Raw genomic sequence first — 25,569 nt, 5'->3', positions numbered from 1 at the left:
TAGACTGCCTGCACCTTTCGTGCACTTGGCTCGCTGTCTGATTGGCACGAATACTGCAACAAGTTCCCGACCCCAAAACCGCCCGGCCACCACCCATGAAAACACTTTCTGCGCTGCTCCTGCTCGCTGTTGCAGCAGCCCACGCCGCCGATCTCGTCGAGCATGTGAAGGCCAATGCCGATGGCAGGCCCGCCTTCAGCTTCGATGCCGGGTCGTGGACCGACACCGAGGCCGTACGACATCTGCCTGTTGGTGTGTTTGATTCCGGCATTGGAGGGCTCACGGTGCTGGAGGCGCTGCTGAATCTGGATTCTTTCCACAATGACACCCTGGAACCCGGCGCGGATGGCTTACCAGACTTTGCACAAGAGCGCTTCATCTACTTCGGAGACCAGGCTAACATGCCCTACGGCAACTACTCCGCCGTGAACCGCACGGACTACCTCCGCGAACTCATTTTAAAAGATGCGGTTTTCCTTCTGGGCCGCCGCGCATGGCCAGCCAAGGGCCAGGAACCGACATATGACAAACCTCCGGTGAAGGCCATCGTCATTGCCTGCAACACCGCGACAGCCTATGGACTGGAGGACATCCGCAAAGCGGTGGAGACATGGAAGATTCCAGTGATCGTGGTGGGCGTGGTTGAGGCAGGCGCACGCAGTGTTTTGGAGTCTAGAAACACCGGCGGCATCGGAATACTGGCCACGGTGGGCACCTGCGCGAGCCGAGTCTATCCACGCACCATCTCCAGCACGCTAGGCCGCGCCGGCCAGCGTGTGCCGGTCATAGCACAACAGGGCAGCGCCACGCTGGCGGGAGCCATTGAGGGAGATGCGGCCTTTCCTGATTCCGTTTCCGCCTACGCTATGAAGGAGGTGCGCGCGCTGGCAGAGGCCTACCGAGCCGAGAAACCTGAGACACCACTGCAGACGATTGTTCTCGGCTGCACTCACTACCCCCTTGCAAAAGAGGAGATCGACACCGCCTTCGCCACCCTGCGCCAGGATAGCGCCTTTCGCGACATCATCGCCGAGCGGCGTAGCTTTGTGAACCCTGCTGAAGCCACGGCGCGCGAGCTTTTCCGTGAACTTGCCAGATCGAAGCTCCGGCTGAAGCCCGGTGAAAGCTGTGTGATGGAGCGCGAACGGTTTTACCTCTCCGTGCCACGCGTGGAAGAGGTAGGCATCCAGCTCTCCGGAGACGGCAGCCTGGACAAAGACTACAAATATTCCCGCAGCCCCGGTCACTTCGATTTTGAAGACACCAAAAACGTGCCACTCACAGTTGATTTGATTCCGAAGAACAGCGCAAACTTGATTAAAGACAAACTGCCTGCGGTTTGGAAAGCTCTTGGGCACTGAACCATTGAGAGCCAGCCTGAAGATTGTTGCGGAGCCACCTAGCAGCCAAGCAACTGCCAACACTCACGGATCCTCAGCGTTTTTTTGCGCATGCAATACGCCCCTGTCCCCTTCCGGCCAGTATGCGCCATCTTCGATCCATTCGCGCAGCATGCCAATCTGATCCTCCGTGAGGCTGACTTCCGTTCGCGGCATCATTTTGGGGTGGGTCCCCCCACGCTGCACGGCACTGATAAGCAGGCTGCAGTCGGGATCGCCTGGCAGAATGTACTCACGCCCTCCTGCGCTGCGCCGAAATGCGGAGGCTCTGCTGGTCAGGTTAAGTGCAGGTGGCGGCAGACTGCCATTGTGGCATTTCAAGCAGTGCTGCTGCAGCACTGGCTTGACCTGCGTAAGGAAGTAGTGCTCACGCGCGCTTTTGCCTGCAGGCAGGAACGTGCATGCGGAGATGAGGAACAGGATGGGAATGCACCGCAGGATCATGCAGCAAGGCTAACAACAAGCTGGCAGCATGACTACTCCGCATTTGCGCAAATTTGCGCTGATGCTTGACGCCGCCATGCTGCCACGGCCACAATGCCCATCATGCCACGTAAACACAAGCCTACAACCAACGGCCACTGCCGCATAGCTTTGACAGGAGGTCCCGGTGGCGGTAAAACGACGGCAGGAGACCTCTTCCGGCGTGAAATGGGAGACGATGTGGTGCTGGTCCCTGAAGCAGCCACGATGGTATTCAGCGGGGGCTTTCCCCGCGTCAACCAGCCAGAGGCGATCCACGCGGCGCAACGGGCCATCTACCATGTGCAGATACATCTGGAGGAAGCGGTGATGGCGCAGCACCCGGAGCAGATCCTCCTGTGTGATCGTGGCACAGTGGACGGAGCAGCCTACTGGCCCGGTGGCAGCGAAGGCTTCTTCAAGGACATTGGAAGCACATTGGAGCAAGAACTGGCACGCTATGACGCGGTGATCTTCTTTGAGAGCGCAGCCGTAGGCCACATGAGCATAGAAGGAGGAAACCCCATCCGGAACGAATCTCAGGAACAGGCGGTGAAGCTGGACCGCAGACTGCGGGACCTCTGGTCACAGCACCCGAAATTCATGCTGGTGCCGCACAACCCATCCTTCTTTAAGAAAATTTCCTTCGGACTCGCGGTACTGGACGGCATGGTCTCCGAACTCGGCTGCCGAGAACGGAAAAAGAAGCGATAGGGGCAGAAGCCCACGCAAGAGCCCTGAAAGAAGCATTGATCGCACCGCCCCGCCGCGCGTAATGACAGGTGCATGAACGTCGAACTCGTCAATACCGGCACCGAACTCCTTCTGGGAGACACCATCAACACGAACGCGGCCTGGATCGGCCAGAGGCTGGCGGCTCTGGGAGTACCGGTAACGAGGCAAACCATCGTCCCCGATGGTGCAGTGATCCGTGTGGCGATCTGTGAGGCTGCGCAGCGGGCGGATGTGGTGCTGGTTTCCGGCGGGCTCGGCCCGACCAATGACGATCTCACACGTGAATCCACCGCTGCCCTGCTGGACCTGGACATGGAAATGAACGCCAGTGTGATTAAGCACCTGGAAGAGTATTTTGCGAAACGTGGCAAGCCGGTGAGCGACGCAACAAAGCGCCAGGCCATGGTTCCGCGAGGCTCGGTGGTACTGCCAAATGCCTTTGGCACCGCACCAGGTCTCTACTTTCCCGCAGAGCTCAGTGCCACGCTGGGCTGGAATGCGCATATTTTTCTGCTGCCTGGCCCCCCCCGTGAACTGAAACCAATGATGGAGAGCGAGGTGGAACCGCGCCTCCGCCAATGGCTTGTGGACGGAGACTCCCGCCGTGTCCTGTATCTCAAGGTCACTGGTGTGGGAGAGTCCGACATCGTAGAAGCCGTGGAGAAACAGCTCGAGGCCATCCCGGAACTGGACCTGGGCTACTGCATTCGTAACGGCGATGTGGATGTACGCCTCGCAGGTCCGCAGCCAGCCGTGGACGCAGCTGCTGCCGTGGTGCGCAAGGCTTTGGGAGACTGCATCGTCTCTGAAGACCGCCGTATAATCGAAGAAGTCATCGTGCAACTTCTCACCGAACGTGGCGAATGGCTGGCAACTGCCGAGTCCTGCACTGGCGGCACGATTGCCAATAGAATCACCGACGTTAGCGGTGCCTCGCGCATCTTTGGCCACGGCTGGGTCACGTATGCAAATGAAGCGAAACACCGGCACCTAGGCGTGCCGATGGAACTCATTGAGACCCACGGCGCGGTCAGTGAAGAAGTGGCGCGTGCGATGGCGGAAGGCGCGCTAAGACACAGCGGAGCCGACTACGCGCTGTCAGTGACGGGCATCGCAGGGCCGACGGGCGGCACGCCGGAGAAACCGGTGGGGACCGTGTGGATCGGCCTCGCCGCAAAGAACGGGGAGACGTGGGCGCAGAAGAAGTTTTCGCCAGGGTCGAGAGACCGCTTCAAGCTGCTGACCTCACAGGCGGCGCTGGACATGCTACGGCGGAGGATGCTTGGGATTGGGGTGAGGTGAGGGATGTTCTGAATCCACTTGCGAGCGGTCAACACTCACTGGCATCATTCCATACCTGAGTATTTTCAAGCTTATGGCCCCAAGCCTCATAGTCTGCCTGACTCTCATCCTCCCCACTCTGCTGACGAGCTGCCAGTCTGAGAAACCCGCTCCCGTCGTGGCGCCCGTGGGCAAATCGATTGGCTCGGCTCATCTGACGAAGGACGGCATACTTGAAGTCATGCTGCGCGCCGAAGGAGAAGGCGGCATGGTGGGCGATGCATTCTTTGCCTATAAGAAGGACACTCCTGAATACGAAAAGATGATGAAACACATCGGCGGATTGAAGTGTGGAGAAAGCAAACTTGTACCCGCCTATCCTTGAAGTGTTGAATCAGGGCATAAAGCGGTGCCCAGGCATCTCCGTATTTTGCTTTCCAATGCCACAGCCTTCCTTTAACATGAAGTTCATGAGCAAGCGGTCTTACAACTTGGTGTTGATGGCCGTCGGTCTTGGGATGGCCTTTGCCACACATGCGCCATCCGCGCAGTGGATGGAACGGATGGGGTGTTTTCTGTTTGGAATTTCGTTCATGACTTTTATCTCGGGCCTGAAGGAAAGGCGTGAGAAGAAACAACCGTGAGGCCCCATTGGTCCCGTGTGGATCGGGCTTGCCTCTAAGAATGCCAAAACCTAGACGCAGAAGAAGTTTTCGCTAGGGTCGAGAGACCGCCTCAAACTACTGACCTCACAAACGACGCTGGACATGCTGAGGCAGCGCGCAGTTCTCATTAGAGTATTTTTAAAAATAATATGGCCATAATGACAAAGGCATGCTGCGCAATGAAGCATGGCGCACCTCAGACTCTCATAGCACTTGGCTCAGATTTTGGGGAGCAGATCAGATGGACAATCTCGCGGCGCACAAGAGTCCCGTGGTCGAACAATTGGTAAAAGCCGCAGGGGCAGAGGTGCGGTTCCTACCCGCGTACTTGCCCGACCTCAACCCGATTGAGAAGATGTGGAGCAAGATCAAATCGCTGCTGCGCAGCGCCGAAGCCCGCACACCGGCAGAACTTAATGGAGCAATCAGCCTGGCATTCTCAAAAATCACAGAGAAAGACGCGGCGGGTTGGCCTGCCTCTTGCGGCTATAGTATTATTTAAATTGCTCTAATGCTGATTCGAGGGAGCATCTCCCATGCCGCCAAAAACAAAGCGGCGAGATTTTTCTCGCCAAGGTTTCTCAACCCATCGATAAACAAGCGACGCTACAAAAATAGTTAACAAAACGGTCAACATGAGGGCGATTACAGCTTCACACATCGAGAGCTGAGGAGCACCATTTACCTCGGACCTCCTCAATCCTAACCGTATCATTTGATTCAGCCCCCAAATAATCGCGGTATGAGACATGTACATAGAGTATGAAATGGCACCTAACGCAGTAAGCGGCCTAGCCTGAAGAACACTCTTTAACACACCACCTTGCGACATAACCAAAGAGCCAATCAGAGCTGCAGATAAGAAAAAAAACAGCAAATGGAAGGGACGCGGCGGCACGTGTATCACAAAAGCCACCACCGCAATAAAAAAGAACAATGGGACATACCCTGGAAGCATGAGCTTTTTCTTTTCCACAAAGATCGCCGTTAGGCATCCGAGAAAAAATCCCGCCAGACATCTAGCCAGATCATCAAATCCAAAAGTTATTTGTGTTGATAGCATCGCCAATGAAACAACCACAAAGCCTGAAAACAGATAAGCTTTCACTTGCTTGAAAAAGCATATAACGACACCAAAAATAAGGTAAGTGTAAAACTCCACACTAATTGACCAAGCCGGCCAATTGAAAGTCAGAGAATTACCAGTGGGACCAATGGCTTGCAGAAGTAAAAGCTGTTGGACAAAAGCCGTTAAATTATTTTCTTTGAATGGCTGATTATGAGCACTTGAGAAGCCCAGTCGCACCTGTGCATAATATTTTAACAACTCTATCAAGAGATACACACCCAGAAACAGGACATGAACCGGATAAAGCCTGCCAAAACGCAGGAACTGAAAACGAAACAGGTCTTGCACATCCTGAACTCTTGCCTTGTAAGCAGTACAAATGACAAATCCGGACAGCACAAAAAACAGTTCCACCATCAACACGGCATGACTTTTTAGCGTTATATCCATGAAAGGATTCCACGCTGGCAGATGATAAAAAACTATGAGGAATGCCGCAAGACCGCGTACGCTCTCAAGTTCCGGAATTTTAGCCATTCTGAACGGCTTGTTAGCTTCAGCTGACATTAAAGGATGATCTTAATACCACATCAGCAAATCCAATTCCACATGAAACTAAAGTCGAAAAATCTACCCCCAGCGAAGAACGACATCACATGTTGTTAGTCGAAAAACAAGCACGCTGCAGGCTCACCTCGCCGCCTTTACCTGATCCCAAACCTTGCTGTATTTCGCGAGATCGGGGCCGAGGTCTTCGATGACTTCGCATTTGGACTGCAGTTCGGCGGGTATGGTGAAGGCGGGGTTTTTGAGGAACGCGGGGCTGACTTTGCTCAGAGCGGGCTTGTTGGGGCAGTAGTAGCCCATCCATTCCATGTTCTCGGCAGCAATGGCGGGATCGAGCAGGAAATTGATGAGGGCGTGAGCCAGGAGAGATTGCTTTGCCGTCTTGGGAATGACCATGGCATCGCAGCCGATGGTGACGCCTTCGCGAGGGATGAGGATCTCCACCTTGGGATTTTCCATCTGCACCTGAAAGAGGTCTCCGCTGTAGCCGTGGACGAGGAGGAATTCGGCGGAGTCGATGCCGGACTTGTAGCCTTCGTTGTCAAAGCGGGCGATGTTTTTCTTCCAGCGGATTAGCACATCGCGGGCGGCGGCGAGCTGGGTTTCGTCGCGAGTATTGATGCTGTAGCCGAGGGATTTGAGCGCGGCACCGATGCTTTCGCGCATGTCGTCCAGCAGCGTCATGCGTCCGGCCAGGGCGGCGCGGTCAAACATGGTCCAGGTGGGCTCGGGCTGCTGGCCCTTCATTTTGTCTCCACGCACGGCGATGCATGCGTAAGCCAGGGTGTAAGGCACGCTATGCAGCATGTCTGTGTCCTTCAGCTTTTCCAGGGCAGAGGGGTCGATGTTTGGCAGGTTGGGGATGAGCTTGTGATCGATCTCCGCCAACATGCCCTGCGAGTGCATGACCTGGATCATATAGGCGGTGGGAAATACCAGATCGTAGCCGGTGGCACCGGCCTTGAACTTGGCGTACATGCTCTCGTTGGAGTCAAAGGTGTCGATGACGACCTTGCACCCCTGCTGCTTTTCAAATTTGGCCACCACCTCCGGGCTGATGTAGTCCGCCCAGGTGTAGAGGTGCAGCGTCTCCGCCTGCACCCCGAGGGTCAGACACACCCAAATGAAGAGCATCGGGAGGCGCTTCATGGAGGGCTGCAGAAAATCAGGCGGCCTGAGCGTGACGCAGCGGGATGCGCTGCTGCTGGCGAATCGAGGCCTCGGTGTTGTAGGCGGCAAGAAGCAGCAGGCTGAAGCCTAGATCGCTCACCAGTGAATTGCGCAGGAAGAACCAAGTGGGCAGATGGCCGGGCTCTCCGGTGGTCACGGCCTGCAGCCAGCCGCTGAAGTTCATGGCGTAGGCAGAGACAGGATTGCTGAGCCACGAAACGGTGTTGGTGATGAAGTAGAAGGCGATGGCGCAACCTGTCACGCCCAGCAGGGTGCCGAGCAGGCTCATGTGCCCACGCCAGCGGCTAGCCAGCAGCGCCGAGGAGGCAAAGCAGGCATAGACTACGAGCGCCTCCCAGTGCAGCACCGCAGCGCCTGTGGCGGTGGCATCAATCAGCACAAGCAAAAGAGGGATGAGCAGGAAGGAGACACGCCGCGGAAAGACCAGCGTGCCGGTGAAGGCCAGCGCCATCCAAGGCGAAAAGTTTTCCAGCACCTCAAAGGTGACATAGCCTTTCAGCTTGGCCCAGCGGAATGCGGCAGCGGCGATGATCAGCAGCAGCGGCAGAAAAAAGGCGCGGGAGACGGGGCGGAAATCAGAGGAGGTCATTGGGGGAAGATGGAGGATTTGGCGGTTAAGGCAAGAAGCGCGTGAATGACGAATGTGTAAATCCGAATGAGCGAGGAAGTGTGGAACCAGAGGCTTTTTGGGACTCGCATATCGGAACAGCCAAACTCCTTAACATGTACTTGAAGGAGGTTGGGAAGACCGAAAATCAAAAATCGATGGCTCGACAATCTTCAATCCTCCGGCCACAGGGTGTCATGGCTGTGCGCAATTGACGATTGATGAACAAGGATCGTCGATTTTTGGAGCCTTCTCCTGCGCTCGGCTACACAATGCCCTTCTTCCGCAGGAAAGGCACCAGCTCATCCACACCAAAGTCGGCCAGCACTTCGCCGTCCCAGTCCATGGTGGGTGCCTTGCTCTGGCCGCTGAGCTCGACCATGGCCTGCATGGCCTCGCGGTTGCCGGTCACGGTGACGGCTTCGAAGGGGATGCGGCGTGCATCAAGGTATTCGGTGACTTCTTCGCACCAGGGGCAGCCGGTTTTGATGTAAACGACGGGTTTGATCATGGCCGCCATGATGCGTGCAGGCAGGCCTGGGGGCAAGCAATGCGTACGTGATTCTTGGTTGACCACCCCCCTGCCCTGATTAATGTCGATACGCTGTTTTCAGAGCCTTTAAATAGTGCTCCGAAGCCCGTCCCTTTGAACTCACATCCCTATGCGCCAACTTCGACCCCCGACAGCGCAGCAGGAACTGTTCCAGAGGATGGATCGCCCGAAAGAAATCTCCAGCGTGCTGCCAGTGTGCGCGGAAATGACTTTTGAGCCGGCAGGGCCAGCCCGGCCCGGCTTTGAGAACTGCAGCAGCCCGTGGTGGTGCTGTGGCTGGCCGCGTGTGCGGTCCGCCGCGTGCCGCGGACCCGTGGAAGAGGCAAGCCGCCCGTTCCCGCCCGCCGCCCTCTCCAGCCCCCCGGCCCTGCCTGAACATGCAACCCACCCCTACGTAAACTCAACTCATGTCCGACTACCCCAATCGCAATGGCGGAGGCAACCGCCGCCGCAATCGCAACCGCCCGCGCGGTCCCCGTCCTGAAGGCCCACGCCCCACCCGCGAAGGTGGCCGCGAAAGCCGCAACGCCCCTTCTTTTTTCCAAAAGATCCTGGGCTTCTTCGGCCTCGGCCAGTCTAAATCCAAAAGCCGTCCTCAGACGGATCGCAGCAGCAGCCCCGGCCCTCGCTCTACAAATGACAACCCACGCCCACAGCGCGAACCCCGCCAGCGTCGCGAGCCCCCTCCTGCGGTGAACCCGGCTGACATTACAACGGACCGCCTCTATGTCGGCAATCTGTCCTATGACGCGACCGAGAGTGACCTGTTCGAACTCTTCAACGGAGTCGGCGCTGTGAAGAACGCCGAAGTCGTGGTCAACAGCCGCACTCAGCGCTCCAAGGGCTTCGCATTTGTGACGATGGGCAGCACAGAAGAAGCTCGCCGCGCGGTGCAGGAACTGGGTGGCAAGGATTTCATGGGCCGCCCTCTTCAGCTTAGCGGAGCCAAGCCCAACGCCCGCAGTGAAGACTCAGACAGTCCTTCTCCGCAGGAAGCACAGGCTGCCTGATCATTCCTGATCCTCAAATCTATCATGCCCGCAGGTTCTCACTCAGAACCTGCGGGCTTTTTTTAACGCATTTTTTGCAGAAATCCAAGAATGGGGTGAACAAAAGCCCTCTTTTTGCACTCCAACTTCTTCAAAATAACCATGCCAGCCCCTACCCTCCTCGACCAGGAATCCGAACCCAGAATCGCGAAGACTTGCCCTTCCCTCATCCATGCATCTCCCGAAGAGATCCATGCTGATGAGCAGTTCTGCGGACAGCTTGAGGACCGAGCTCTTCTGAGCGGACCCAACCGCCGACTGCGTGATTTGCAACTCCTCTACAGTGTTGCCAAAGATTTCATTCTTGGTTTCCGGGCACTTCATTTCGTAGGCCCGTGCATCACGGTGTTTGGCTCAGCCCGTTTCGCGGAGGACCACCCTTATTACAAACTTGCACGGGACATGGGTGCAGCGATCGCGGGCATGGGTTTCACCGTTTTGACGGGCGGGGGGCCTGGCATCATGGAAGCTGCAAACCGTGGCGCAAAAGATGCCGGGGGCAAAAGTGTCGGCTGCAACATCCGGCTCCCCTTTGAACAAAGCCACAACCCTTACCTCGACCGCTGGGTGACCATGGAGCATTTCTTCGTACGCAAGACGCTGCTCATCAAATACAGCTATGGCTTCATCATCATGCCTGGAGGCTTTGGCACCATGGACGAAATGTTTGAGGCGCTGACACTCATCCAGACACGCAAGCTCAGGAGCTTCCCCATCGTCATCATGGGAAGCGATTTCTGGCCAGAAATGCGCCAGTTCATGGAGCATATGCTCAAAGGGGCCACCATCAGCCCTGAAGACCTTGATTTGATCAAGTGGACCGATTCAGTCGATGAAGCGGTGGCCCATCTGCAGATGAAGGCCGTGTCACAGTTTGGCCTGCGCTGCCACCGCGTGCCGGAAAGCAGTGCATTGCTGGGAGAAAAGGCGCTTGAAGGCGCTTCCTGAAACACCAAACTGAACATTTCCGCCCGAGCATGTCAGACCACACCTTCACCCTCTCCAATGGCCTCAGGCTGGGCTACTGCGAGTACGGCGATCCGCGCGGGGAGGTGGCGTTTTACTTTCACGGCTGGCCCTCTTCCCGCGTCCAGGGCTCACTCTTTGACGCGCATGCCAAAAAACACGGCATGCGCCTCATCTGCCCAGACCGCCCGGGCATCGGCCTGTCAGATTTCCAGCCACACCGCACCCTGCTTGACTGGCCAGATACCCTGACTCAGCTAGCCGCCCACATAGGTGCGGACAATTACCACATCATCGGCTGGTCAGGCGGCGGCCCTTACGTGCTCGCCACCGCACTAAAACTGCATAAGCGTGTGCTATCTGCCTCCATCATCTGCGGAGCACCTCCGCTGAAGTTTCTGGGAGACCGGCAGATGTTCTGGCTCTACCGCTTCATGATTCAGCTGCGGCATTATTTCCCGACGATCCTTGGCCTTGTGCTGCGTCTGGGCGGAGTGACAGCCAAGGGAAACCCGCAAAAAGCACCGCTGCGGTGGCTCATGAGACTGCTGGGCGAGGAGGACCGCCGTGTCCTGCTGCTTCCCGGAATCTTTGATGTGGTGCGGGCGGCCACACTCGGCGCCTTGGATCGCGGCCCGCGAAGCGTTATCGCAGACGCAGACATTTACCTCAATGAGTGGGGTTTTGAGGTCAGCCAGGTGAACTTTCCCATACGCTTCTGGCATGGCAAACAGGACCGCAACATTGCCTGGACCTACACACGGCAGATCGCGGAGATCATCCCGCAGGCTGAAACGCATTGGTCCGAGATCGACGGACATTACTCCCTGCCGATCACTCATTCAGAGCAGATCATCACTGCTGCACTTCAGAAAAAAGTGCTGGCTCACCCCCGCAGGGATCGCGAAAATTTCACGGCTGCCTAGGCAGCAGGATGGGGATTCCCGCATCAATCACAAACAAGCGAGTCCCGTCTGCTGTCGCCAGTGCGGCATCAACCTGGTGCTGGGCGCATTCCTCCGCCGTGGCACGGCGCAGAGGCTGGTGCGTGTCAGGGCAGCGCATGAGCGGCAGGAAATCTTCAAGCCATTGGGTTTCGTTTTGCATCAGTATTCAGCCATGGTGGGGTCAATTTCGCGCGCCCAGGCAATGATGCCACCTGAGATGTTCCAGACGTTGTCAAAGCCCTGCTCACGCAGCAGGCTCACTGCGCGTGCGCTGCGCCCTCCGCTTTTGCAGTGCACGAGAATGCGTTTGTCCCTTGGCAGCTCAGCGACGCGAGTCCCAAGTTCGCCCAAGGGGATGAGCACTGCGCCGTCGATACGGGAGATGCTTTGCTCATGGGGCTCGCGTACATCGAGAAGAAAATGATTGTCTCCGTTTTCACGGAGCTGGTGGAGTTCGTGGACGGTCATGGAAGGAACAGCTGGGACGGCGGAAGGAATGCCGCAGAAGCCCTGGTAGTCGATCGGTTCGGTGATAGTGGGATGGTCCCCGCACACAGGGCAGGCTGGATCGCGGCGCAGGGTCAACGTGCGGAAGCGCATGCTCAGTGTGTCCACATGCAGCAGGCGGCCCAGCAGCGGCTGGCCGATGCCGGTAATGAGCTTGATGGCCTCCAGCGCCTGCAGGGTGCCGATGAGCCCTGGAAGCACGCCCAGCACGCCGCCTTCCGCACAGGAGGGCACCATGCCCGGAGGCGGGGGCTGCGGGCACATGCAGCGGTAGCAGGGAGCGCCCAGATGCGGCGCAAACACGCCCACCTGACCATCAAAGCGCAGGATGCTGCCATAAACGTTGGGCTTACGCAGCCACACGGCCACATCGTTGCTCAAGTAGCGCGTGGGAAAATTGTCCGTGCCGTCGATGATGACATCGTAATCCGCCGCGATCTTCATGGCATTTACCGCCGTGAAAAGCTCTGGGTGAATCTGGATGTCCACATGCGGATTGATGTCCGCCAGCCGATCACGGGCAGCCTCCAACTTCCTGCGGCCCAGATCCTTCTGCCCAAAGAGGATTTGTCGCTGCAGATTGGTGATCTCCACCATATCTGGGTCCACCAAACCCAGGCCACCAACGCCCGCAGCCGCTAGGTACATGCTGATGGGCGAGCCCAGCCCCCCTGCCCCGATGCAAAGCACTCGAGCCGCTCTCAGCTTGCGCTGGCCCTCGATTCCAAATTCTGGAATCGCCAGGTGCCGCGCATAGCGGCTCAGTTCGTCGGTGGTCAGGTCGGGCATGAGCCCGCTATCATGGCATGCAGAATCGCCAGCGCAATGATCCAGCGGTTGCGATGCTGCATGGCATGCCTACATTTCCGACATGCCTGATTGGACCCCCCCAACCCAAGTCAATCTGGTCGATCTGGGCTTCATGGACTCACGTTCGAAGCTGATCGACCTCGCCGCCTTTCTGGACCGTGTGCAGCGAGCCGGCCAGGATGGAGATTTCCGTGTCCAGGCCCTGAAAAACGCCATCGCCCTCCTCTCCCAGGACCAGCCCCAGCGCGCGAGGGACGTCCTGCTCAGCTTCAGCGACCCCAGCACCGTACCGGTGGAAAAAGCCGCGATGCAGGGGGCAATCGGAGCGTATAAGAAGTGAAGTTTGCAGAGGTTTGCCATGGTTGGCCGTCGTTTGCGATTGTTGCCAAGCCTCTGAAAAACCACTGCAAACAACTGCCAACCACCGCAAACAACCGCCAACTTTCCGCATGAACTACATCGAGCCCCACGGCCACATGGTCAGCCGCACCACGGATGACTACGAGCGCATGGCCATCGCCGGCTGCCAGGCGATCTGCGAGCCCGCGTTCTGGGCCGGCTATGACCGCGCCAGCGCGGAGGGCTTTTACGATTACTTCCGCCAGATCACCGAATATGAGCCGAAGCGTGCGGCGAAGTTTGGCATCCAGCACTACTGCTGGCTGTGCATCAATCCGAAAGAAGCGGAGGATTTGAAACTGGCGGACGACGTGATCGCCCTCATCCCGCAGTTCATCGACAAACCAGGCGTGCTTGGCATTGGCGAAATCGGCCTGAACAAGAACAGCCGCAACGAACTCAAAATTTTCGAGCAGCACGTGCAGGTGGCACAGGATTACGACGCGCTGGTGCTCATCCATACACCGCACCTGGAGGACAAGCTCAAGGGCACGCGGCTGATCGTGGAGGCGCTGAAAAACTTCCCGAAGATCAAGCCTGAGCGCGTGATCATCGACCACGTGGAGGAGCACACCATCGACCATGTACTGGACCACGGATTCTGGGCCGGCATCACGCTGTATCCCGAAAGCAAATGCACCCCGAACCGAGCCATCGACATGCTGGAGCACCGCCACGCGGAGCGTATCTGGATGAACAGCGCCTGCGACTGGGGCATCAGCGATCCCCTCGCTGTACCCAAGACCATGCAGGCCATGCGCCAGCGTGGCTGGACACCCGAGATGATCCAGCGCGTGGCGTGGGACAACCCAAGGGCCTTCATGGGGCAGTGTGAGAAGTTTAAGCTGTGATGGAGCGGCATTGAACATCCGCTCGCCCGCGTCCAAGATCAGCGCCTCATCGAATGACCGCCCCAAACCTCGACACCATCGCTCTTATTGCCGGAAACGGCATTTACCCAGAAACCTTTGTGGCTGCGGCGCGCAAAGCCGGGGTGAAGAAGCTGGTGGCGGCGGCGTTTACAAATGAGACGAAGCCGGAGCTGGCGGGCATGGTGGACGCCATTGAGTGGTTCCGTGTGGGGCAGCTGGGGAAGATGATCTCGTTTTTCAAAAAACAGGGCGTGACGCAGACGGTGATGGTAGGGCAGATCGCACCGAAGAACCTCTTTGATCTACGGCCAGACTTTCGCACGCTGATCATGATGGCAAAGCTGAAGGAGCGGAATGCGGAGACGCTGTTTGGCGGCATCGCCAATGAGCTGGCAAAAGATGGCATCGCCCTCCTGCCAGCGACAACATTTCTCGAAGACCTGATGCCCAAAGCCGGACATGTGGCTGGGCCGCAGATCAAAAAGCGGCGGGTGGAGGATGCGGAGTTTGGCTTCAAGATCGCCAAAGAAAGCAGCCGGCTGGACATCGGACAGACGGTGGTCGTAAAAAACGGCACCGTGCTGGCGGTGGAGGCATTTGAGGGCACCAACGAGGCGGTGAAACGTGGAGGCGCGCTGGGGCGTGGCGGTGCGACGATGGTGAAGGTTTCCAAGCCGAATCAGGACATGCGCTTTGACGTACCTGTGGTAGGACCGGAAACCATCCGCACGGCAGCTGCCGCAGGAGTTGACGTGATCGCCGTGGAGGCAGGCATGACCCTGCTGCTCGGGCGGGAGGATGTTTTCAGGCTCTGCCAGGAGCTAAAGGTGACCCTGCTGGCGCTGAGCTAAGCTTCCGCTTACGTCTGCCACCGCAGTTCGGTTGCCTTAACTCTAGTCTCGTATTTCAGGCCGCGTTTGGGTCTAATGGGGGTGGATAGCGGAATATTCCGTTATTCACATAACATAATAAACAAACGATAGGCATAAACATAACATGAAAACGAAACGAAACCACGCCTTCACTCTGATCGAGTTGTTGGTGGTGATCACAATCATCGCGATTCTCGCGGGATTGGCGGTGCCCACCTACACCTACGTTCAGATGCTGGCCAATCAGACAAGAGGCGTCAACAACGCCAGACAGATCATCACCTCGATGAAACTGTTCTCCAGGGAACACAACAGCCAGTACCCCGACTCGGTGCAAAATCCGCAGACCGGCAGCCTGGCCCAGAATGCCAACGAGGCGTTCCGTCTCCTGATCCAGGAAAAGATCGTGAGTGATGAGCGCATCTTCGGCTGCCCCGCCGGATTCAACCCGGACGGCAACCTGGGGCAGAGCCCCAACTATGGCTATGCCCTGATGCCCGGTGAAAACCACTGGGCCATCACAGCCGGCCAGACGGACGCCACGGCGGGCAACATGCCCCTCGTGTATGAAAACCCAGCCTCCAGCAGCTGGCCTCCGCTCTGGAATGCCGACATGGCAGGAAAGATCGCCCCCGGCCGCACCTGGACGGGTGGCAAAATCATCATCGGCCGCAATGACGGCAGCGCGGCTGTGGAAACCCTGTCTGATACCAAAGGCATGGTGGGTCCCCGAGTCATGGCCGGTGGCCTGAACCTGTTCACCCAGGCTTCAGACGGCATCCCTCAGCGTGTCCTGCCTGTGGTCTATGGCGGTGCCGCCATGATCAACAAGGTAGATCCGATCGGGCCTCCGTCCGTCGATCAACGTGGGTTGCCCGGGACTCCTCCGCTTCCCGTAGCACCCGTCCCGCAAGGCGGCCTGCCCTCTCCGGGTCTGTAATCGGCCTTTGAGTCATTTGTGACATTCCACGCCGCCGGGTGCATGGCATCCGGCGGCTTTTTTGTGCCTGCGTTTGCGGGGAGCGCCTAGCCTGTGGTGGCATTTTCAATGACTTTGCCCCGGAGTCTCGCCTGACGGTATTTTTTTCTCGCATTTCCGCCCCCAGTTGGGTCTAATGAAACGGTACCGGATTAATTCGGAGCCCACATAACATCATAACCAACCCAGATAAAAGACACACATGAAAACGAAAAGAAACCAAGCCTTCACTCTGATCGAGTTGTTGGTGGTGATCACGATCATCGCGATTCTCGCGAGCTTGGCCGTGCCTGCCTTCACGATGGTCCAGACGCAAGGAAACCAGATGAAAGGCGTGAACAACTGCAAGCAGATCATTCTCTCGCTCAAGCAGTTCTCCAAGGACAACAACAGCCAGTATCCTGACTCGGTGCAGAATCCGCTGACAGGCAGCCTGGCCCAGACCGCGAATGACGCCTTCCGCTACATGATCCAGGAACAGATCGTGACTGATGAGCGCATTTTCGGCTGCCCTGCCGGCTACAACCCAGACAATAACATCGGCCAGGCCCCGAACTACGGCAATGCGCTGATGCCCGGCGAAAACCACTGGGCACTGACCGGCAACCAGACGGACACCACTGTGGGCAACATGCCGATCGTCTATGAAAACCCGGTCTCCATCAGCTGGCCTCCTCTTTGGAACGCTGATGTCTCTGGCCAGATCGCTCCCGGCCGCACCTGGCCTGGTGGCAAGATCATCATCGGCCGCAACGACGGCAGCGTCTCGGTTGAAGCTCTGGCAGGCAAAAGAGGCTCGGTCGGCCCGAAAATCATGGCTGGCGGTCTCAACATGTTCACCCAGGCTTCCCAGGGCATCCCGCAGCGTATCCTGCCCATCGTTTATGGCAACAACAGCATGAGCACCGGCGTCGGAACCGGTGGACAGGGCCCTGCAGGCGGCCTTCCCCCCACAGGTCTTGGCGCCCCTCTCGGTGGCGGCATGCCTGGCGGCGCACCTCCTCCAGCCCCTCTCGGTGGTGGCGCTCCTGCCCCTGGCGGCCTTCCCCCTTCAGGACTTTGATTCAAATCATTTAGTCTAAGGACAACTCACACCGCCGGATGGAGTTCCATCCGGCGGTTTTTTGTGATTGTCCCGCAAGGTTTGCTGGCAAACCACTTGACCCTTTACCCGCATCTTCGATTACTGTACTGATGATGAGCTTGCAGGCTTGTTCATGCGAAAACCTGCCGTCACCTCCTGAATCTCATGCCGAATTTCACCTTTTCCCGCCATGCATTGAAATGCCTGCTCACAGGCGCCTGCTGGGTTCTGATGACGGTGTCAATGCTGACGGGCACAGCCTGTGCTTTTGACACGGTTATCCTTGATCCAGGCCATGGGGCCCATGACCGCGGTGCAGCGATCGGATATGTTTATGAAAAGCACCTGGCACTGGATACAGCACGCCGGGTGGAGCAGCTGCTCAGAAAAGAGGGACTGAAGGTCATCATGTCACGCAGCCGCGATGTCTTCATTCCTCTGCATGACCGCTCCGCGCTGGGAAACAGCAAGGGCGGCGCCATTTTCGTCAGCATTCACTACAACTACAACAGAGGCGGCAGCGGTGCCGGTGCAGAGACCTATTACCACTTTTCCTCCAGCTACATGCTGGCAGCCTACATCCAGGCCTACCTGGTGCAGCGCACCAGCATGACCAACCGAGGTGTGAAGAGCGCCAACTTTCATGTCATCCGCGCCACCACCAAAAACCCGGCTGTGCTTGTGGAATGCGGTTTTGTAAGCAACTCCACCGAACGCGCCCGCATGCTTACGGGCGAATTCCGCGCCAAGATCGCCGAGGGCATCGCCCAAGGGATCATCGCCTTCAAGAAATCGAAGTAGGTCTCCACAGCATTCTGCCGGGCATCTTGCTGGAGCTTAGTCGCTGGGAGCGCCGATTTTAACCGGCTCAGGCGAATTTCCCCGCAGTTGCAATGCGACATGAGAGTCGCGGAAATGCGGGGCATGCCTTCACGTCGGATCTCTCCAAAGCCAATGGAATATCAGCGTTCCCAACACGGCACTGGATCGGTGCCGGTTAGTGAGCAGGAGACTTTTCCAAAGCGGGCTCGTCTTCCTCGACCTCTGCCTTGAGAGCCTTGGCCTTGCGATCCGACAATGCCAGAAACACGCCGTAGCCAAGCAACACCAGCTGGCTGAGCCAGTAGGCGTAGATTTTGGGCCAGATGCCGTCTGTAAAACCGTACGCATGCAAACCGACGCCAAGCTGGTTCACGCCGAACCACGAGAAGATCACGATACAGCCGAGGATCAGATTGCAGCAGTGCAGGCCGATCTCACGGATGTAGCCACCGAGACGGGCATGCAGGATGACGAGGCACATGAGCACAATCATGAGCGCTCCATTTTCCTTGGGGTCCCAGCCCCAGAAACGCCCCCAGCTGTAGTTGGCCCAGATGCCGCCCAGCACGGTGCCTACGAGGGAGAGGAAAAGACCGGTGGCGATGAAGCCATAGGCGACGCGGGTCAGCAGGCGAGCATCTCCCTCGCCCGTTTTATACAGACCGAAAATACGCTGGATGAAATAGATCATCGAGATCAACGCCGCCACCATGCAGGCCGCATAGCCAAGATTGATCATGGGCACGTGGGTGGAGAGCCAGAAATTCGTGATCAGCACGGCCTGAAGCTGCTGAAGGGTGTCGGTGGCTTCGGAAGCTTCAAACTGGATGGAGAGAAACATGCACGCTGTGCCACCGATGGCTGCCACGAGCAGGCCCAGGCCTCGCTTTGTGATCCACTCCGCTATCAAGCCTAGCAGGGCGCAGGAGGCACCGATGAAGAGAATGGTTTCATACAAGGTCGTAATGGGGGGACGCTGCATGATGATGCAGCGGATCACCACACCGGTCACAGCCAGCGCGGTGGCCGCGCCCAGCAGCACCCAGGCAGAGAGCCTGGCGGCTTTTTCAAAGCCTGATCCGGGTGAAACCCAGGTCAGCGCCACAGCGATGAATCCCACGAGGAAAATCCACTGCGCATAAAAAAAGTAGTCTGCGCGCATCAGGTGCTGCTCCAGAGCGACGTATTGCCCCTCCCCACGCGCCTTGGCCGCGTCCTGGATCTTGAGCAGCAGCGTCTTGGCGGCAGTCTTGAACTTTGTCGCATCTGGCAAGGCCAGATAAACTTCTTCATAGAGGCCAAGCCAGGCAAGCTGATCTGCCGTCACATCTTTGTCGCTGTTGATCGCGCCAAAAATCATCTCTCCCGGTCCATTCCAGACATTGCCCTGGCCGGCGGCTGGCGGAAAGATACGGTATTGCTGCTCGGGATTGCCACTCATCATGGCCCCCAGTGCGGCCTGCGCGAAAGCCCTGAACCAAGGGATTTGCATCGGCGGACCATTATTGGCCCGAATGGCTGCCACAAAGGTGTTCAGACTTTGGGACAATCGAACAGGCTGGGACACACCGGCTGGCAGTCCCTCCGGCTTTTCTCCCAGAGGCTTGCGAATGAAGTCGAAATGCCCCGTGATCATTTCGTAGTCGAGAAAGTTCGCAGCAAGCTGCACAATCATGCGCTGCTCAGGTGTTTGCTTGCGGGCGGGGATATCGCGATACTCACCCATTTTTTGCATCAAAAGCTGCCGCGCGGGCTCGATCTCGGCATAGGTATATTGGTCGCGCTTGGCTTTGGCTGTGAGCCCGAGTTCGCTGATGGCGGAGGAATTGTCCACTTTGAACAGAGGCACGATCCTGCCGATGTCAGGCCGGAACCAGCTCATGAGCATCCACTCAACGGCATTTAGTTTAACGGGCTTGCCTCCCTCTTTGGTGATCGGCTTTTGTGTGGCGGGGTCCACCAACGGCTTGCCATCCATTTCACCGCTATCCGTCAGCCAGAGGCTGCGGCGCGCACGAAAGCGCAGCAAGCGATAGCTGGCGATGTTTTCCAGAGGCTTGATACGTCCGGTCTCCTGCACCGGGATGGCAGCAAAGGTGTCGACGACCTCTTTGTCACGAAACAGGTCGAGAGGCGGCAGGTCCGCCGCAGAGGCCAGACCACCGAGGACGAACAGGCTTAAAAGAACAAAACGGAGAGTTTTCATACAGTAAGGTACGTGGACCGAAGCGGGCGTTTAGAGAAGCATCTTCATCGCGAGTGCAAAGGCTGCATTGAAGACGACGATGAGGCTGAGCGAGAAAGCCCAGGGGTTCACCTTGATAAAACGGGCCAGCATCATGAGAAAATGCAGCAGCAGTCCTTCAGCCACGATGATGCAGGAAATGAGAGGCCAGTGGTCGGCGGGGTTTTCGACGATCATGAAGCCGGAGCTTTTCACACCAGTCCCCTCCTTGTCGCCAGAGCTGAAGGTGCTCTGAAAGACCGCATAGCCTTCGCTGCGGACAGGTTCGTTCATGGTGATGACCCGCTTCTCCTCGCGACCATCTTCGAGCTTGGTCACCTTGCTGGTAAAGCGCCGCGCACGCTGGGTGCCGGGATGCTTCTCCTCCTCCGTATGGTCCAGACGCACGGCAAAGGGCAGCTTGTAGGTGCGGTGCACGAGGGAGATCAGATATTTATCAGCTCCGACGGTGACCGTCCATGGGGCGGCGGCAAATTCCCAAAGAATGCCCGTCTGCTTTTCACCACTGCCTTTAATCTTTGCGATGGCCACGCAGGCGCTGGCGAGTTGTTCGTCGGCCATCGCAGCTCCAGATTCATCCAGTTCGGGCAGTTGCTGAATGAAGTAGCCGTCCACTGCGTCTGTGCGGCTGCCGTCGGCATCGCGCTTGGGCTGGGCGTGCTTTTTCCACCCGGTGATGATGAGGTCAAAAGGCAGCTTTTCGCTGGTGAAGGTGCGGCCATTGCCAGCGGTGGTGAGGTCGCGAAACTTGCTCTCGTCGATCACCAAGGCAGAGCGTTTGGCCTTGCCATCCGTCTGCAGTTTTTCGATCTCAATGACACGGTCGTGGAAGCTGAGGAACTCGTCATTCGTCTGGCCTTCGCTCAGGCTCATGTTCCCCTCCTTGGCGAAGTGATGCGTCACCGCACCGGCGGCGATCATGAAGAGGATGGCGAAGTGGGAGATGATGACGCCGATGGTCTTCGGTGACTTGCGGACACGCACGATGCCACCCAGCAGGAGATTCACGAAGAGGATGGCCATCAGCGTGTAGCCGCCGGGCACGATGTAGAGCGGCAGCGTGACGTTGCCGATGTTCCAGTACCCGTCAAACGCCAGAGCGCGCCAGCAGGCGCCGATGTCGATGCGGTCAATGAAGGCAGACTCAAAGTAGCGCGCCTGACTGGCCACCAAGCCGTGCTCCGCCTGCTCCAGGGTGCCCAGAAAAGTGAGCACCAGCAGCATGATCAGCACCGCTGTGGCGAGGCCGAAGCCGGAAAGGAAGGCGAAGATTTTCGCAAAAATAGACTTGGGTTGCGTGGACACGATGAGGAGAGGCGGGGGACTGTAAAAATAACGAAATCAGAATGAGAAACGGCGAGGAAAATTCGAAGTTCGAACCACGAATGCAGACGCCTGTGGTTTGGCCATCAGGCAGTACCTCGTCGTTCTCAATTCTGGTTTCATCACTCCTGCTTGGGCAGGTTCGGTTTGATCGACTGACAGAAGGCATCAAAGGCGGCGGCATTTTGCTCCACAAGCGCCTTGGGACCGGTAAGTTTGACGAAAATCGTGGCCTGATCGGCAGAATGAATCAGACCGAGCATGCGGTAGCCGGTTTTGGCCGCTTCGGCGCCGAAGCCTTTGAAGTCGCCATCAAATGCCACGAAGGTCGCGTCTCGGTTGAAGAAGGGCTTCTTTGGAAGCTTGGAGATTTCTTCCGATGTGTAAGCGGGCTGTCCCATCTGGGTGCGCCAGCGGTTGACGTTGGCCTCAAGCCCACCCGCAGGGCCTGGCATCAGTGAGATGTAGCATTCCCCCTCCTGACTCGGACCAAACCTCAGGTCGAGCAGGCGCATGCCCATGGGATCGGGAGTTGTGGATTCGCTCCAGCCTTCAGGGACCGTCCAGGTCAGCAGCTCGCGGAAGTTAGGCCGCTGTTGCTGCTGCTGCGGCTGTTCTTTCGCATCGTCGTAAAAGCGAGTGGCGCTGGGGATATCTGCATGCGGTTTGGGCGCGTAGCTGGAAATCTCGCGCGATTCCATGATGGCCTCCACGTCCTGGGGAGGCTTGCATGAGACCATGAAAAGACTGCACGCAAGCAGCAGGCAGGATGGTTGGAAAGATGTCATCGACAGGGAACGCATGGGGGGACGAAATGATTAGCAGCATCCTCGGTGAATGCCACGAAGATGCGCAGGTGCGCGAGATAAAGCTGGCTGGAGCACGTGAAGCGCTGTTCAGGCGCCCTTGTGGTCAGTATGGCAGGCTTTGCAGTTGACCGCAGCCTTGTAGGCGGCGGCACCGGCAGGGTCCTTGGCCTGCACTTTTTTCACCGCGCCGATGAGCGCCTGGCATTTGGTGACCCATGCGGCCTTGTCACCTTTCGGCGGCGTGGCGGCGCACATGTCCTGGTAGGCCTTGAGCAGCGTGGCGAGTTCTGCATCCGTGGCGGTGGTGCCCACTTTTTTGCAGAGGGCGTCATCGCCTTTGTGGAAGTTCTTCATGGCGGTCTTGATGACTTCGCTGCCAGCGGCGGGTTTCGCAGCGGGAGCTGGCGCGGGAGCAGCGGGCTTGGCCGGGGCGGGTGGCGCAGGAGGCGGAGCGGTCAGCTTGGCGATCTCCTCCGCCGTAAGGCCCACGTTCACCTTGAGCCCTGGCACCTGGCCTTCGAGCGCCTTGGCTCCGGCCTGCGTGACACCGGTTTCCCACACAAAGAGCTTCTTCAGCCCCTTGGCCGAGGCGAGCTTGGCGATGCCGCCGTCCGTGGTCTTGGTGCCGTAGAGGTTGAGGTATTCCAGCTTGGAAAGCGCGCCGAGTTTGGCGACACCGGCATCGGTGAACTTGGTGTTCTCCAGGTGCAGACGTTCGAGATTGGTCATCTTGGCCAGCGTCTCCGCGGCGGCGTCGGTGATCTGGCTGCGAGAGAGGTCAACCCAGAGGATCTGTGAGGCGATGGGGGCCAGCAGGGCCAGCTCCTTGTCGCCAAACTTGTCAGCAGCATTGATCACGCCCAAGCGGAGTTGCTCCGTATCCTGCGCCAGCGGCATCAGCGAGGCATTGAGCGCCTGCATCTTGGCGGAGATTTCCGCGACGAGCTTTTTCTCCGCGTCCGTGAGGGGCTTGGGCTTCGGCTTGGTGACCTTGGCCACGGCCTCGGTTTTTGGCAGGCCTTTGGCAAGCAGCACGGCGAGCGCGCCTTCGACATCGGCTGGGGCTTTGACGGAGGCCACGGTGGCGGTCTCGGAGGCGCCGTTTTCGATCCACCATGTCAGCACGGCGATCTCTTCCTTGGTCAGCTGCGGCTCGTCGCTCGGAGGCATGTGGTCGTCATCATCCTTGGGCAGATTGGCGCGGACAAGCAGAAGGCTGTCCTTGGTGTTCTTGGCGATGACGGTCGTCGCACCATCGCTGCCGCCTTTGAGCATGGCGGCGTAGTCATGAAGCTGGAGCTTGCCCTTCTTCTTTTCCACACCGTGGCAGGAGATGCACTTGGCGCTCATGATCGAAGCGACGACATCCTTGTAAATGACGGCCTTGGCAGCGATGGCGGGGTCCAGTTTGGCGCCCGCAGCAGGTGCGGGGGCAGCCGCCGGGGCTGCGGGCTTGGCAGTGGCAGGCGCAGGTGCGGGGGCTGGTTTTGCGGGCGCAGCAGCGGGAGCGGCCGCCACCACGGCCACGGGCTTGGCATCGTCCTCGGCGGTCCAGCCGGTGTTGATGTGGGACTTGGGCAGCTTGGCCTTGAGCGCGGCCACGCCAGCCTTCGTCACACCGGTCTGCCAGAGGTAGATGGCGTTCAGCTTGCCGAGACCCGCGAGCTTGCCGACGCCTGCGTCGGTGATCTTGGTGTTGTAGAGGTTCAGGTATTCGAGCTCCGTCAGGCCCTTGAGGTGATCCAGGCCCGCGTCGGTGATGGCCGTGCCTTCCAGGTGGAGTTCCTTGAGATTCTTCATGCCAGCGAGAGCCTTGAGGCCGCCGTCTGTGACCTTGCTGCGGGCGATGTCGAGTGAGGCGATCTTGTCGGCGATTGGCAGGAGCGGTTCGAGCCCCGCATCCCCAAACTCCTTGGCCACATTCAAAGCGGTGAAGCGGAAGGTCTTCGCATCAGCCGCGATGGGCATGAGCGAAGCACCGCTGGCATTCACTTTCTGCAGCGCGGCGGCGAGGGCGGGATCTGCAGCGGCTTTGTCATCGGCGGCATGCGCGGTGAAGGCGAGTGCCAGGGCGAAGAGGAGGGAGGTTGGTTTCATGAATGAGGCGGACAAAATTTCAGCAATGGGTACAGGCAACAAAAGGCGTGAATTGGACTAGCCTTTCAGAATTCCATCAACGGTGGCCTGAAGCTCGGCGGGAAATTTGGCATCGCTGACCTTCTGAGTGCCGCTGGCCCCCTGCTCCACCCACCATTTCAGCAGGGCGATCTCTTCCGGAGTGAGCTGGTCCTTGCCTTCAGGCGGCATGTGCTCGTCATCGCTGTCAGGCAGCAAAATGCGCACGATGCTGAGGCTGTCCTTGAGATTTCCAGCAACGAAGTTCTTGCCGTTCTCGCCGCCTTTCATGGCCATTTCATAGGTGTCCATGCGCAGATCGCCCTTCGACTTCTCCTCGCTGTGGCACTTGTTGCACTTCGCGGTGAGGACAGGGAGGATGACGTGCTGGAAGACGAGCTTTTCATTGCCGCCAGCCGGGGTCACCGGAGCAGGTGCGGGCGTGCCGGCGGGCGTGCCGGCGGGTGCAGGCGCCGGGGCGGGTGGCGGGGCGGGTGGCGGCGTGGGCTTTTCAGCCACGTCGGTCTTGGCTTCAGCGGCGGGTGGCGCGGACTTTTCCGCCTTCGGCTTTTCCACAAAGCTCAGCATCCATTTTTCCAGAGCCACCGTCGGGCCTTTGAACCACGCGGGCGCGTGCTCGATGAGGAACTTGTTCCCGTGGCTCATGTTGCCGCCGAAGTGCGCCCCCAGGCCCATGATGCCAAAGCTGACGAAGTACAGCGCACGGTAGGCATTCAGCAGCTCCATGCTGCCGCGGGCCATGCCCATGAGGCGCACGACGAGGGCTATCAGCACACCGGCGGTGCCGAGCAGACCCATGGTCTGGTGCAGGCTGAAATTGCCGCCCACGTAGCCGCCCTCACGGGAGAGCATGATGCCGGCAAACACCGCCAGCAGGGCCCCCGCCGAGCCGATGATGAGCATGATCAGAGAGGCTTCGCCATATTTTTGCTCTCCGCGCTGGGTGGAGCAAATGAGCTCAAACAGGCAGAGCACCCCGAGGATGCCCACCGGGAGGTGCAGCAAGATGGGGTGAAAGCGGCCGATGAAGAGCACGAAGCTGGAAACCTCCCCTTTCGGTGCCTCATACAATGGCGGGAAGAACATCAGGCCGATCACATAAACCACGATGAGGAGGATGGAGGTGATCCAGGCTAAAGTTAAAGATTTCGGCTCGTCGGTCTCAGGCGAATGCGAAGACATGGGATAAAGTGCGGAGAGGTTGGGGAGAGAGTGATGT

27 protein-coding genes are annotated in these 25,569 nt (G+C 58.3%); 15 read left to right on the top strand and 12 right to left on the bottom strand.

Annotation, left to right across the window (positions count from 1 at the left end):
- Positions 1-95: 95 nt before the first annotated feature.
- Positions 96-1,361 carry a glutamate racemase gene (locus ACFQDI_RS13760; RefSeq protein WP_377167554.1) on the top strand — a complete coding sequence of 422 codons (1,266 nt, stop codon included), beginning with the start codon at positions 96-98 and terminating at the stop codon, positions 1,359-1,361.
- Between the two features lie 63 nt (positions 1,362-1,424).
- Here the strand turns inward: ACFQDI_RS13760 and ACFQDI_RS13755 are convergent, their stop codons facing one another.
- Positions 1,425-1,844 (bottom strand): c-type cytochrome domain-containing protein, encoded by a 420-nt coding sequence (locus ACFQDI_RS13755; RefSeq protein WP_377167551.1) that lies wholly within the window; start codon positions 1,842-1,844, stop codon positions 1,425-1,427.
- 102 nt (positions 1,845-1,946) lie between these two features.
- Here ACFQDI_RS13755 and ACFQDI_RS13750 point away from each other — a divergent pair, with 102 nt between their 5' ends.
- The 5 genes from ACFQDI_RS13750 (at position 1,947) to ACFQDI_RS13730 (ending at position 5,045) form a co-directional block, all read left to right on the top strand.
- Positions 1,947-2,576, top strand: coding sequence for an AAA family ATPase (locus tag ACFQDI_RS13750; RefSeq protein ID WP_377167548.1), 630 nt, complete (start codon positions 1,947-1,949; stop codon positions 2,574-2,576).
- 72 nt (positions 2,577-2,648) lie between these two features.
- On the top strand, positions 2,649-3,899 hold the full coding sequence (locus ACFQDI_RS13745; RefSeq protein ID WP_377167545.1) for a competence/damage-inducible protein A: 1,251 nt from the start codon (positions 2,649-2,651) through the stop codon (positions 3,897-3,899).
- 73 nt (positions 3,900-3,972) lie between these two features.
- Entirely contained in the window at positions 3,973-4,263 is a 291-nt protein-coding gene (locus ACFQDI_RS13740; RefSeq protein ID WP_377167542.1) for a hypothetical protein, read from the top strand.
- A 76-nt stretch (positions 4,264-4,339) separates the two neighbouring features.
- Positions 4,340-4,522 carry a hypothetical protein gene (locus ACFQDI_RS13735; RefSeq protein WP_377167539.1) on the top strand — a complete coding sequence of 61 codons (183 nt, stop codon included), beginning with the start codon at positions 4,340-4,342 and terminating at the stop codon, positions 4,520-4,522.
- Positions 4,523-4,712: 190 nt separating this feature from the next.
- On the top strand, positions 4,713-5,045 hold the full coding sequence (locus ACFQDI_RS13730) for a transposase (RefSeq protein WP_377167536.1): 333 nt from the start codon (positions 4,713-4,715) through the stop codon (positions 5,043-5,045).
- Between the two features lie 6 nt (positions 5,046-5,051).
- Here the strand turns inward: ACFQDI_RS13730 and ACFQDI_RS13725 are convergent, their stop codons facing one another.
- The 4 genes from ACFQDI_RS13725 to ACFQDI_RS13710 form a co-directional block, all read right to left on the bottom strand.
- Positions 5,052-6,179 (bottom strand): acyltransferase family protein, encoded by a 1,128-nt coding sequence (locus tag ACFQDI_RS13725; protein ID WP_377167533.1) that lies wholly within the window; start codon positions 6,177-6,179, stop codon positions 5,052-5,054.
- Between the two features lie 123 nt (positions 6,180-6,302).
- Positions 6,303-7,328, bottom strand: a complete 1,026-nt coding sequence (locus ACFQDI_RS13720; protein WP_377167530.1) for a polyamine ABC transporter substrate-binding protein — start codon at positions 7,326-7,328, stop codon at positions 6,303-6,305.
- Positions 7,329-7,344: 16 nt separating this feature from the next.
- Entirely contained in the window at positions 7,345-7,959 is a 615-nt protein-coding gene (locus ACFQDI_RS13715; RefSeq protein ID WP_377167527.1) for a DUF6580 family putative transport protein, read from the bottom strand.
- Between the two features lie 283 nt (positions 7,960-8,242).
- Positions 8,243-8,488 carry a glutaredoxin family protein gene (locus tag ACFQDI_RS13710; RefSeq protein ID WP_377167524.1) on the bottom strand — a complete coding sequence of 82 codons (246 nt, stop codon included), beginning with the start codon at positions 8,486-8,488 and terminating at the stop codon, positions 8,243-8,245.
- 449 nt (positions 8,489-8,937) lie between these two features.
- Between ACFQDI_RS13710 and ACFQDI_RS13705 the strand changes: the two genes are divergently transcribed.
- From ACFQDI_RS13705 to ACFQDI_RS13695, 3 genes are all read left to right on the top strand, one after another.
- A complete protein-coding gene (locus ACFQDI_RS13705; RefSeq protein WP_377167521.1) occupies positions 8,938-9,540 on the top strand; it encodes an RNA recognition motif domain-containing protein in 603 nt (200 codons plus the stop codon).
- Positions 9,541-9,681: 141 nt separating this feature from the next.
- The gene (locus ACFQDI_RS13700) at positions 9,682-10,527 is read left to right on the top strand and encodes an LOG family protein (RefSeq protein WP_377167518.1); all 846 of its coding nucleotides are present in this window, start codon (positions 9,682-9,684) and stop codon (positions 10,525-10,527) included.
- Positions 10,528-10,556: 29 nt separating this feature from the next.
- Entirely contained in the window at positions 10,557-11,471 is a 915-nt protein-coding gene (locus ACFQDI_RS13695) for an alpha/beta fold hydrolase (RefSeq protein ID WP_377167515.1), read from the top strand.
- On the opposite strand, the gene ACFQDI_RS13690 is transcribed toward ACFQDI_RS13695, so the two are convergent.
- Entirely contained in the window at positions 11,458-11,652 is a 195-nt protein-coding gene (locus ACFQDI_RS13690) for a hypothetical protein (protein WP_377167512.1), read from the bottom strand. The two genes, ACFQDI_RS13695 and ACFQDI_RS13690, sit on opposite strands and share 14 nt — an antisense overlap.
- Entirely contained in the window at positions 11,652-12,788 is a 1,137-nt protein-coding gene (moeB, locus tag ACFQDI_RS13685) for a molybdopterin-synthase adenylyltransferase MoeB (protein WP_377167509.1), read from the bottom strand. The genes ACFQDI_RS13690 and moeB overlap by 1 nt, the downstream gene beginning before the upstream one ends.
- An 82-nt stretch (positions 12,789-12,870) precedes the next feature.
- Between moeB and ACFQDI_RS13680 the strand changes: the two genes are divergently transcribed.
- From ACFQDI_RS13680 to ACFQDI_RS13655, 6 genes are all read left to right on the top strand, one after another.
- Positions 12,871-13,149 carry a hypothetical protein gene (locus ACFQDI_RS13680; RefSeq protein WP_377167506.1) on the top strand — a complete coding sequence of 93 codons (279 nt, stop codon included), beginning with the start codon at positions 12,871-12,873 and terminating at the stop codon, positions 13,147-13,149.
- A 109-nt stretch (positions 13,150-13,258) separates the two neighbouring features.
- Entirely contained in the window at positions 13,259-14,059 is an 801-nt protein-coding gene (locus ACFQDI_RS13675; protein WP_377167503.1) for a TatD family hydrolase, read from the top strand.
- 53 nt (positions 14,060-14,112) lie between these two features.
- Positions 14,113-14,931: an LpxI family protein gene (locus ACFQDI_RS13670; protein ID WP_377167500.1), complete on the top strand. Its 819-nt coding sequence runs from the start codon at positions 14,113-14,115 to the stop codon at positions 14,929-14,931.
- Between the two features lie 145 nt (positions 14,932-15,076).
- Positions 15,077-15,892 (top strand): type II secretion system protein, encoded by an 816-nt coding sequence (locus ACFQDI_RS13665; RefSeq protein ID WP_377167497.1) that lies wholly within the window; start codon positions 15,077-15,079, stop codon positions 15,890-15,892.
- A gap of 241 nt (positions 15,893-16,133) precedes the next feature.
- Positions 16,134-16,994: a type II secretion system protein gene (locus ACFQDI_RS13660; protein ID WP_377167494.1), complete on the top strand. Its 861-nt coding sequence runs from the start codon at positions 16,134-16,136 to the stop codon at positions 16,992-16,994.
- Between the two features lie 186 nt (positions 16,995-17,180).
- Entirely contained in the window at positions 17,181-17,816 is a 636-nt protein-coding gene (locus ACFQDI_RS13655) for an N-acetylmuramoyl-L-alanine amidase family protein (RefSeq protein ID WP_377167491.1), read from the top strand.
- A 196-nt stretch (positions 17,817-18,012) separates the two neighbouring features.
- Here the strand turns inward: ACFQDI_RS13655 and ACFQDI_RS13650 are convergent, their stop codons facing one another.
- The 5 genes from ACFQDI_RS13650 to ACFQDI_RS13630 form a co-directional block, all read right to left on the bottom strand.
- Positions 18,013-20,043, bottom strand: coding sequence for a cytochrome c biogenesis protein (locus ACFQDI_RS13650; protein ID WP_377167488.1), 2,031 nt, complete (start codon positions 20,041-20,043; stop codon positions 18,013-18,015).
- Positions 20,044-20,073: 30 nt separating this feature from the next.
- The gene (locus ACFQDI_RS13645; RefSeq protein WP_377167485.1) at positions 20,074-21,387 is read right to left on the bottom strand and encodes a cytochrome c biogenesis ResB family protein; all 1,314 of its coding nucleotides are present in this window, start codon (positions 21,385-21,387) and stop codon (positions 20,074-20,076) included.
- Positions 21,388-21,527: 140 nt separating this feature from the next.
- Positions 21,528-22,193, bottom strand: coding sequence for a hypothetical protein (locus tag ACFQDI_RS13640; protein ID WP_377167482.1), 666 nt, complete (start codon positions 22,191-22,193; stop codon positions 21,528-21,530).
- Between the two features lie 108 nt (positions 22,194-22,301).
- A complete protein-coding gene (locus ACFQDI_RS13635) occupies positions 22,302-24,311 on the bottom strand; it encodes a leucine-rich repeat domain-containing protein (RefSeq protein ID WP_377167479.1) in 2,010 nt (669 codons plus the stop codon).
- Positions 24,312-24,368: 57 nt separating this feature from the next.
- Entirely contained in the window at positions 24,369-25,532 is a 1,164-nt protein-coding gene (locus tag ACFQDI_RS13630; protein ID WP_377167476.1) for a c-type cytochrome domain-containing protein, read from the bottom strand.
- Between the last annotated feature and the right edge of the window lie 37 nt (positions 25,533-25,569).

The organism is Prosthecobacter fluviatilis (genome assembly GCF_042655725.1).
Classification (GTDB): domain Bacteria; phylum Verrucomicrobiota; class Verrucomicrobiia; order Verrucomicrobiales; family Verrucomicrobiaceae; genus Prosthecobacter; species Prosthecobacter fluviatilis.
Note: the sequence above shows the minus strand (reverse complement) of the source record. Positions and strands in the feature narration are given on the sequence as shown.